Annotated in this window: 8 protein-coding genes and 2 riboswitches; of the genes, 1 reads left to right on the top strand and 7 read right to left on the bottom strand. The window is 65.6% G+C overall.

Going from position 1 to position 8,640, the window contains the following annotated elements:
- The 7 genes from VKP01_RS15630 to VKP01_RS15600 all read right to left on the bottom strand — a co-directional run.
- Positions 1–1,320: sigma-54 dependent transcriptional regulator (locus VKP01_RS15630; RefSeq protein WP_324413919.1), on the bottom strand; the 1,320-nt coding region annotated here is incomplete at its 3' end.
- A 37-nt stretch (positions 1,321–1,357) separates the two neighbouring features.
- Complete coding sequence (fliN, locus tag VKP01_RS15625; RefSeq protein ID WP_324413915.1) at positions 1,358–1,708, bottom strand: flagellar motor switch protein FliN; 351 nt, start codon at positions 1,706–1,708, stop codon at positions 1,358–1,360.
- 89 nt (positions 1,709–1,797) lie between these two features.
- Entirely contained in the window at positions 1,798–2,418 is a 621-nt protein-coding gene (locus VKP01_RS15620; protein ID WP_324413913.1) for a FliH/SctL family protein, read from the bottom strand.
- Positions 2,405–4,018 (bottom strand): flagellar basal-body MS-ring/collar protein FliF, encoded by a 1,614-nt coding sequence (fliF, locus tag VKP01_RS15615; RefSeq protein ID WP_324413911.1) that lies wholly within the window; start codon positions 4,016–4,018, stop codon positions 2,405–2,407. Before fliF ends, VKP01_RS15620 begins: the two co-directional genes overlap by 14 nt.
- 188 nt (positions 4,019–4,206) lie before the next feature.
- On the bottom strand, positions 4,207–4,482 hold the full coding sequence (locus tag VKP01_RS15610; protein WP_074443389.1) for a DUF1153 domain-containing protein: 276 nt from the start codon (positions 4,480–4,482) through the stop codon (positions 4,207–4,209).
- A 141-nt stretch (positions 4,483–4,623) separates the two neighbouring features.
- On the bottom strand, positions 4,624–5,301 hold the full coding sequence (locus VKP01_RS15605; RefSeq protein ID WP_324413907.1) for a flagellar hook assembly protein FlgD: 678 nt from the start codon (positions 5,299–5,301) through the stop codon (positions 4,624–4,626).
- Positions 5,302–5,326: 25 nt separating this feature from the next.
- A complete protein-coding gene (locus VKP01_RS15600; RefSeq protein WP_324413905.1) occupies positions 5,327–7,150 on the bottom strand; it encodes a flagellar hook-length control protein FliK in 1,824 nt (607 codons plus the stop codon).
- Positions 7,151–7,500: 350 nt separating this feature from the next.
- A riboswitch (glycine riboswitch) is annotated at positions 7,501–7,587 on the top strand.
- 1 nt (position 7,588) lies between these two features.
- Positions 7,589–7,703: riboswitch (glycine riboswitch) on the top strand.
- A gap of 33 nt (positions 7,704–7,736) precedes the next feature.
- On the opposite strand from VKP01_RS15600, the gene gcvT reads away from it, so the two are divergent.
- The coding region (gene gcvT, locus VKP01_RS15595; RefSeq protein WP_414706595.1) for a glycine cleavage system aminomethyltransferase GcvT at positions 7,737–8,640 on the top strand (904 nt) is incomplete at its 3' end.

The following is an 8,640-nucleotide window of genomic DNA, read 5'->3' as shown; positions in this document are numbered from 1 at the left end:
GACGCCGGCAGAGTTGTACTCGTTGAGCTTGTTGCGCAGGGTCCGGATCGAGATGCCCAGTATCTTCGCCGCATGGGTGCGGTTGCCCACGCAGTGATCGAGGGTGTCGAGAATCAGATCCTGCTCGACCTCCGCCACCGTGCGCCCGACCAGCGAACGCGTCACCGCTTCCGCCGTACGGGCCGCGCGCGCAGCGGAGTCGTCCGGCGCCGTCTCGAACCCCTCGCCATCGGGGCTGCGCAGGGCGTCGGCCTCGATCTCGGCCCCGCTCGACAAAAGCACCGCCCGATGGATCGCGTTTTCGAGCTCGCGCACATTGCCGCGCCAGGATGCCGCGACGGCGAGATCGCGCGCCTGCGCCGAGAGCGGGCGCACGGGAAGGCCGTTCTGCTCCGCGTATTTCTCGGCGAAGAACGAGGCCAGCGCGAGCACGTCTTCGGGCCGCTCGCGCAGGGCCGGCAGCTTCAGATGCACAACGTTGAGCCGGTAGAACAGGTCCTCGCGGAAGGAGCCTTCCTTCACCGCTTCGGTGAGATTGCGGTTCGACGTGGCGATGATGCGGATATCGACGGGGACGGGTTTCGACCCGCCGACCCGGTCGATCACCCGTTCCTGCAGGGCGCGCAGCAACTTGGCCTGGAGGCGCGGATCCATCTCGGAGATCTCGTCAAGCAACAGGGTGCCACCACTGGCTTCCTCGAACTTGCCGATCCGCCGCGCCGTGGCGCCGGTAAAGGCGCCCTTCTCATGACCGAACAGCTCCGATTCCAGCAGATTATCGGGGATCGCCGCGCAATTGAGCGAGATGAAAGGCTTGTTGCGCCGGCCCGAGCGCTGGTGCACATGGCGCGCGAGCACTTCCTTGCCGGTGCCGCTCTCGCCGGTGATCAGGATCGAGGCCTCGGAGCCCGCCACCTGCTCGGCGAGCTTCACCACCTTCTCCATGGCCGGGTCGCGCCAGATGAAGGAGCGGTTATCGGCAGCCACCGCCTCGATCACGGCGGCGATCATGTCGGCATCGGGGGGCAGCGGGATGTACTCCTTAGCCCCCGCCTGGATCGCGGCGACGGCGGCGCGCGCATCGGTCCCCGTCCCGCAGGCCACGACGGGCAAACGCATGCGCTCGCGGGCAAGCGTCTCGACGAGTTCGGCAACGGGCAGGGAGACGTCGATCATGACGAGATCGGCACCCTTGGCGCGCAGGACGTTCATCCCCTGATCGAGCGCCTCGGCATGGGTGACCGCGGCACCGCGATCCATCGCGATGCGCGAGGCGTTGATCAGCTCGCCATTGAGAGTGCCGATGATCAGGAGGCGCATGGACATGTCGTTTGAATCCCTTGTCTTTCCCAGCGGCTCAGCTGTCGTTCTTGATGATTTCGGTCATGGTAACGCCCAGGCGGTCCTCGACGAGGACCACCTCACCGCGCGCCACCAATCGGTTGTTGACGAAGATGTCGATCGCCTCACCGACCTTGCGGTCGAGATCGAGCACGGCGCCGGGGCTGAGCTGCAACAGGTCCCCCACCGGCATGCGCGACGAACCGAGGATCGCCGAGACGGTGACCGGCACGTCGAAGATCTGCTCGAGGTCCGCCGCCGAGCGCTGCGATACAGGCGCATCGCGGGTAGAGAGCGGCGCATTGGCATCGGCATCGAAATCGATATCCGAATTGTTCAACTGCGGCAGGTCGAATTCGTCGCTCATTCTCTTCGCCTTCTGGTTTCCGGCACCGTCTTCGCGGCGCTGTCATGACAATCTGGCCCGTCAGGGCATGTTTCTCTCCTGGCCCACCGTCAGGCGGGGCGGATGGCATCGGCAACCGATGCGCCGATCTTTGCGCCTTCGCGCACGATGCCGCCATCGGCCCATTCGAGCCGTGCATCCCCCGGTTCGATCTCCGGCTCGCCCATGATCACGAGGCGTCCCTCGAAGCCACGCTCACGCGCGATCCTTTGCATCAGGGTCTCTGTCTTCTCGACGAGCGCTTCGTTCACGCGCACCACGAGATGCGGCACGCCGCGCAGATGTTCGAAGGATTTGCGCGCCAGCTGGCCGATCGCATCCATCGGGTAATGCGCCAGCGCGTCACCGGCTAGTTTTTCAGCGAGCGCCGTGGCGAAGGCGACGGCTTCGTCCTCGAAGGCAGAGCGGTCCGCATCGGCGCGCGCGAGCAGCGCTGCGACATCCTCGGCGATGCGCGCGAGCATCTGCTGCATCTGCATATCGGCCTCGGCGCGCGCCTGTGCCTGCCCCTCGGCGAAACCGGCTTCGCGCCCCCGCTTCTCGGCCTCGGCCAGGGCCTCGCGCCCCCTGGGCGTCTGCTCACCCGCCGGTGCCGCGAAATCCCGCTGGAACAGGAACTTGCGCGCCTCGGGCGGCTTGCCGCCGGATCCGGTTTTATCATCCGCGCTCATGGATCCACTGCCTCAGGACGGAAACGGTTTCCGTGGGACTCTGCTGGACGAGATCACCGACGCGATCCAGCGATTGCTGCTGCACCTGGCCGTTGACCTTGGCCATTTCGATCATTTTCGAGGCCGGATTCTCGCGCTGCGGCAAAGCGGGATAATCGCTCTCGTCAGACGACCCGCCATCCGTGACGGCCTTGCGCGTCTGCGGCGCCTCGTTCGCGAGGATCTGGCGCACGAGCGGGCGCACCACGGTGAACAGCACGATCAGAACGAGCAGCGCGATCACGGCGAGCTCGATGATGTAGAGAATGTCGGCGGGCGTCGGGCTCAACAGGCTCTCGACCAGGCCGGGTTCCTCGAAGACGACGGGGGCCGGCGTTTCGGCGAATTGCAGATTGACCACCTCGACCTGGTCGCCACGATTGGCATCGAAACCGATCGCCGTGCGCACCAGTGTCGCGATCTGTTCCAACTCCTCCTGTGGACGGGGCTCATAGACCATTTCGCCGTTCGCGTCCGGCACATAGCGGCCATCGACCAGAACCGCGACCGAAATCCGCGACAGACGCCCGCCCTCAATGGTCTCGACCCGGGTTGTGCTCGAGATCTCGTAATTGATGATCTCCTCGTTGACGGCCTGCTCATCGCGCTGCCCGGCATCGGCGTCCTGCTCGTCGGCGCCGGGTAATTCGTTGCCGACGGTCACCTGGCCGTCATTGCTCGCGCTCGTCGCGGTCTCATTGCGCGACTGGGTCGAGCGGATGACGCGGCCATCCGGGTCGAAGGTTTCCGAGCGGCTCTCGACGCGGTTATGGTCGAACTCCGCCGCAACCTGCACCCGCGCGCCTTCCTGGCCGACGATACCCGCTACGATATCCTCGATCTGACGCTGCAGGCGCCGTTCCGTGGCGGTGCGGCGTTCATCGGCCGCGAGCCCACCAGCCATGCCCTGCGTATCGCCGGCCCCATCGGCGAGCAGGCGCCCGCGCTCATCGACGATCGATACCCGCTCCGGGCTCATGCCCTCGATCGCGGAAGCGACGAGATGGCGGATGGCGCGGACATGGCTCGTCTCCAGATCACCGCGCAGCTTCAACACGATCGAGGCGCGCGGCGCCTCGCGGTCGCGCTCGAACAGACGACGCTCGGGAATGGCGAGATGAACGCGCGCCGCCTCGACACGCTGCAGCGAACCGATCGTGCGCGACAACTCGCCTTCAAGCGCACGCAGGTGATTGATGTTCTGGACGAAACTCGTGGCGGAGAAGGTGTCTCCCTGGTCGAAGATCTCGTAACCCACGCCGCCGCCGACGGGAATGCCCTGCCCGGCCAGCTCCATGCGAAGGCGCGCCAGGTCGCCACGCGGTGCAAGGATCGTCTGGCCATCGCCGCGTGTCTCATAGGGAATGCCACGGGTTTCGAGCTCGCGCACGACCGCACCGGCATCCTGCATGGAGAGATCGGAATAGAGCACGCCCATGGCGGGCTCGCTCATCCGCATCATCACGAAAGCGAAGAAGATCACCATGGCCAGCGTCACCGCACCCATGGCGGCGATGCGCTGGGGACCGAAACGTCCGACGAGTTCGATGGCCTGGTTCACGCGCCGAAATCCTGCCTGTACGTCCCATGCCGGGCAATGTCGCCCGGCCACTGGGCAAGAATTTCCCAGCCCATGGTTAGCAGGAAGTTAACGCGCGTGAAGATGGGCGTGTGAGCGTGATCAGGCAACGAAAAGAGCGCCACCCGAAACGGGAGGCGCTCTCGTCTTTCCACCCTGACGGGGGAGAATCAGTTACGATAATGCTGGATTCGCGTCGTGCGCAGACCGGCAAGACCATGCTGATCGATCGATTGCTGCCAGGCCAGAAACTCTTCGGTGGTCAGCGTGTAGCGCTGACAGGCCTCCTCGAGACTCAAGAGCCCCCCGCGTACTGCGGCGACGACTTCGGCCTTGCGGCGGATCACCCAGCGCCGGGTATTCGTCGGCGGCAGATCCGCGACCGTCAGCGGGCTGCCATCCGGTCCGATTACGTATTTCGCCCTGGGGCGATTAAGCTCGGTCATGATACTCTCACACACTCGACTGACCAACGTCTGTGAGAACACTACCCCCTTTCTTTTAAGAATTGCCTAAATGGACGCCGGAAGATTTTAGGCATTTGTTAATCAAATTTTCGCGGCCACTGTCGTAAACCGAACGCGTCATCATCGCATCGCGCCCTTGACCTGCGAGAGCGGCACCCGCTGTTCGCCGATCAGGAGAACAGGCTCCTGGCCTTCCAGATCAAGTGCATCGACAACGCCTTCGACTTCCGTATTTACCGATATCGGTTGCCCGGAACCGTCCTGCGCATTGATATTGATCGAATAGCGGCCCGGTGCTGCGAACTGACCACTCGACGTCATCCCGTCCCAGGTGAATATCTGGCGCCCGGCAGAGAGCGCCCCGGAGCGGGTGGCCACGACATTGCCGGCCGGATCACGGATCTCGATCGTCGTACGCGCGGCGTTGACCGGCACGTCGAGGGTCCATTCCGCCTTGCCGTCGGCGAGTTGCGCTTCCTTTCCGTCGGCGCGCACCGTCATCCCGACAAAGCTTGCCGCCGTGGCGACGTTCTGGGCCCGGGACGTTGTCAACAATGCCTCGAGGGCCTCGTTCGACTTGATCTGCTGCTCGACCGACGCGAACTGCACCAGTTGCTGGGTGAACTGGTTGGTATCCAGCGGATCGAGCGGGCTCTGGTTCTGCAACTGCGTCGTCAGAAGCGTCAGAAACGCATCGAAATTGTCGGCGATGCCGCCGCCCGCAGCGGCGGCCTGACGGGCACCGGCCTGCTGCGCGCCGCCCTGTCCGGCGATGATGTTTTCGATACCTGCTGCCATGACCGCCTCACTTCCCGATCCTGTTTCAAATGCTCAGATCGACGCCGCCGAGCGCGCGCCGCAGCGCCTGGCGGGCCAGCAGAGTCTCGCGGGCGAGTGCCCGGATCTCCGCTGCCGCCAGACCTTTCTCGCTCTCATCACCGTCGCGACCATGCCCGTCACCGGGTCCGTGGCCCCGATCTTCCTCGGCACCGCCCTCGTCCCTGCCGGCATGCCGGTCGCCGTCATCGCGCAGCGACAGATCGATTCCATCCTCGGATGGCTTGAGACCGGCCTGCTCGAAAGCCCGCTCCAACGTGCGCGCATCGCGCTGCAGGAGTTGCAGCGTCTCGACCCGGTCCACCACGAGCCGCGCCTTGACGGTGCCCTCATCATCGATGTCGAGGCTCACCGCGATGCGTCCGAGTTCAGCCGGGTCGAGACGAATATCGAAGCGACTCGCCCCGCCCATCGCCTTCATCCCGAGCGTTACCGGCACGGCGGAGAGCGGTGTGTTGACCAGCACCGATGCGTTCGTCTGGGTTGACGCAGCGCCGGCCTGACCGTTCGCCGTGGTGCTCGCTTCCGCCGCAGCCTGGGCCGCCCCTTGCGACGCCCCCTGGATCTGCATCGGGGAGCCTTCGGCCCCGACCTGCATCATGCGCGCCATTTGTTCGCCGGTCCGGCTTGCCGCCTGCGCAGCATCACCCGGCGCCAGGGCGGCACGATCGCCCCCCGCCTCACTGCCGAGCGCCCGACGCAGCGCCTCCAGCGCAACGCCCGGGCGGTTCTCGTCGCCCGCACTGCGCCCGGAACGGCGCGTCTGTTCGGCCTGCGCTGCCTCGGCGCCGGCTTCACCCTCACCCTGACCACCACCCTGACCGCCACCCTGACCGCCACCCTGACCCTTGGCATCAAGGTTCGAACCGGAGGCGGCAGCATCACCGGTCGCGGTGATCTGCGCGGTGGCGGATGTCGTTGCCGCATTGCCTTGCGGCGCACGCGAAGCCTCACCGGCGACCGGGCTCGCTGCAACCGGACCGCCTTCAAGGCGCACAGGCTGCAAGGCTTCGTCAGCGGCAGTCAGCCGACTGAGAAGGGCGGCTGTGGCCTGCTGCGATTCTTCACTTGCTCGCGTACCGGATTGCCCCTCATCCGGCGCGTCCTCCCGTACGTCGCCCGACGTTTCGCCGGACGACGCCTCGAGCAGCCTCTGCCCGACCCCCTGCGCTTTACCTTCAGCCCCGTCACCGCCGGTTTCGGCAACGCCGATCGCCTCATCCCCGTCGCCCGCGAAATCCGCGTCGCCGACACCCAGGTCTTCTTCCGCCTCACCATCGGCTTGCGCCGCGCGTTCGGCCTGCGCGGCGAATTCGGCCTGCATCCCTGAGGGCGCGCCGTCGGCGACTTCGCCCGCCTGGGCGATAATGCCCTTCGCATCGTCGCCATCCGCGCTGCCATCCTGTTCCGCTTCGCCGGCAAGCGTGTTCAGGATGGCGGCAAGACTATCGGAGGGCAAGGATTTGCCGGAACCCTCGACCATCTCGCCCCGGCCCTGCATCAGCGCCGTTGGCGAGGTCCCCGATCGCGCATCCTGTGCACGCACCACACCTTCCTGCGCCGCACGCGAGCCGGCGTCGCCACGAGCCGTTCCGCGCGCCCGATCGGGGCGATCTGCTGTTTGCGGAAGCGTAAAGCGCGGGCGCGCGTCATCACTGCGCGACCCGCCGCTATCGGGCGCGTCCCGGTTGGAGGCGGCCGGGTTGGACACGTCACGCGTCCGCGCCGCCTCACGCGCGGATCGGGCGCCGGGATCGCCGGCGGGTTCGCGACGCGCAGGCGCAAGATAATCCGTCAGGTCATTACGCATGGTCACTCATCCTGTCACGCAGCCGGGACAAGCAACAGAACCCGGCTGCGCGGAATTTTCGCAAGACTCGGGCCAGAAACAGCGCCGCAAGCAGGCCCCGGATCCGGATGCGCAAAAACGCGGCAACTTGAGAATTTATTCTTCGAGATCAAAGTCTTATCCGGAGGCCGCCCGTTCCCGCGGCCTTACCTCGCCCAAGCTCGTTCTGATCGCGGGCGGCAGGAAGTAACAGGGCAGTCCCGGCAGGACGGCAAATTCTGCCGGGCGCGACAGCCCTGCTCGACAGCATTGTGTAAAGCGGTTCTCACCGTTGACTTCACGGCATATCTCACTACGATATGTAAAGGCTCATGATCCTCGCGGGAGAGATCGGTCCATCCGACGCCGAAGGCGCAACCGCCCCGGAAACGCTCAGGCAAAAGGACCGCGAGGAGCTGGCACTCTGGAAAGAGGCAGGTCGAGACAGACCTGCCCACCGAAGGGCGTAACTCGGCACATTCGAAATCCGTTTTCGAAGGTCCCGAGGAAATCTCTCAGGTTACGGGACAGAGGGGGCGCATGTGATGTCGGCGAAGGCCGGCGCTGCATGCCCCGCGACACCGAATCTGACGAGGACGCCATGGCCGATTACGGCGCTACGCTTCTGAAGACGCCGCTCCACGCCCGGCATGTCGCCGCCGGCGCGCGCATGGTGCCCTTCGCCGGCTACGACATGCCGGTGCAATACCCCCTCGGCATCCTGAAAGAGCATCAATGGACCCGCGAGCATGCGGGACTCTTCGACGTGTCGCATATGGGCCAGGCCTGGCTCATCGGCCCTGACCACGCAACGACGGCGAAGGCGCTGGAGACACTCGTCCCCGCCGACATGCTCAATCTCGAGCCCGGCCGGCAGCGCTATACCCAGCTTCTGACGGATGACGGCGGCATAATCGACGATCTGATGGTGGTGCGCCCTGGCGATCCCGCCCATGACGGACGCCTCTTCCTGGTGGTCAATGCCGGCACCAAGGAAGGCGACTATGCCCATATGGCGGCGCGCCTGCCGGCGGATGTGCGCCTCGAACGGCTCGATGACCGCGCGCTGGTCGCGCTGCAGGGTCCTCAGGCCGTAGCCGTGCTCTCGGCACTTGCCCCCGAGGTCGCCGAGATGACCTTCATGACCGCGCGCTACGTCGATCTCGGCGGAATCGGAGCCCATGTCACCCGCTCCGGCTATACCGGCGAGGACGGCTACGAGATCTCGGTGGCGGGCGATGATGCACTCGCCCTGTGGGACAAGCTGACCGCGCATGAGGCGGTGGAGCCGATCGGGCTTGGCGCACGCGATTCGCTGCGCCTCGAAGCCGGTTATTGCCTCTATGGCCATGATATCGACACACAGACCTCTCCGATCGAGGCGGCGCTCAACTGGTCGATCCAGAAGCGCCGCCTTGAGGAAGGCGGCTTTCCCGGCCATGCGCGCATCATCCGGGAAATCAGCGAGAAAC

It is taken from the genome of Saliniramus sp., assembly GCF_035311605.1.
Lineage (GTDB): Bacteria > Pseudomonadota > Alphaproteobacteria > Rhizobiales > Beijerinckiaceae > Saliniramus.
Note: the sequence above shows the minus strand (reverse complement) of the source record. Positions and strands in the feature narration are given on the sequence as shown.

Bases quoted from the DNA above. Each gene is read 5' to 3' on its own strand.
- VKP01_RS15600 (WP_324413905.1), bottom strand. From the start codon at position 7,150: ATGCGTAATGACCTGACGGATTATCTTGCGCCTGCGCGTCGCGAACCC.
- fliN (WP_324413915.1), bottom strand. From the start codon at position 1,708: ATGAGCGACGAATTCGACCTGCCGCAGTTGAACAATTCGGATATCGAT.
- VKP01_RS15605 (WP_324413907.1), bottom strand. From the start codon at position 5,301: ATGGCAGCAGGTATCGAAAACATCATCGCCGGACAGGGCGGCGCGCAG.
- VKP01_RS15620 (WP_324413913.1), bottom strand. From the start codon at position 2,418: ATGAGCGCGGATGATAAAACCGGATCCGGCGGCAAGCCGCCCGAGGCG.
- VKP01_RS15610 (WP_074443389.1), bottom strand. From the start codon at position 4,482: ATGACCGAGCTTAATCGCCCCAGGGCGAAATACGTAATCGGACCGGAT.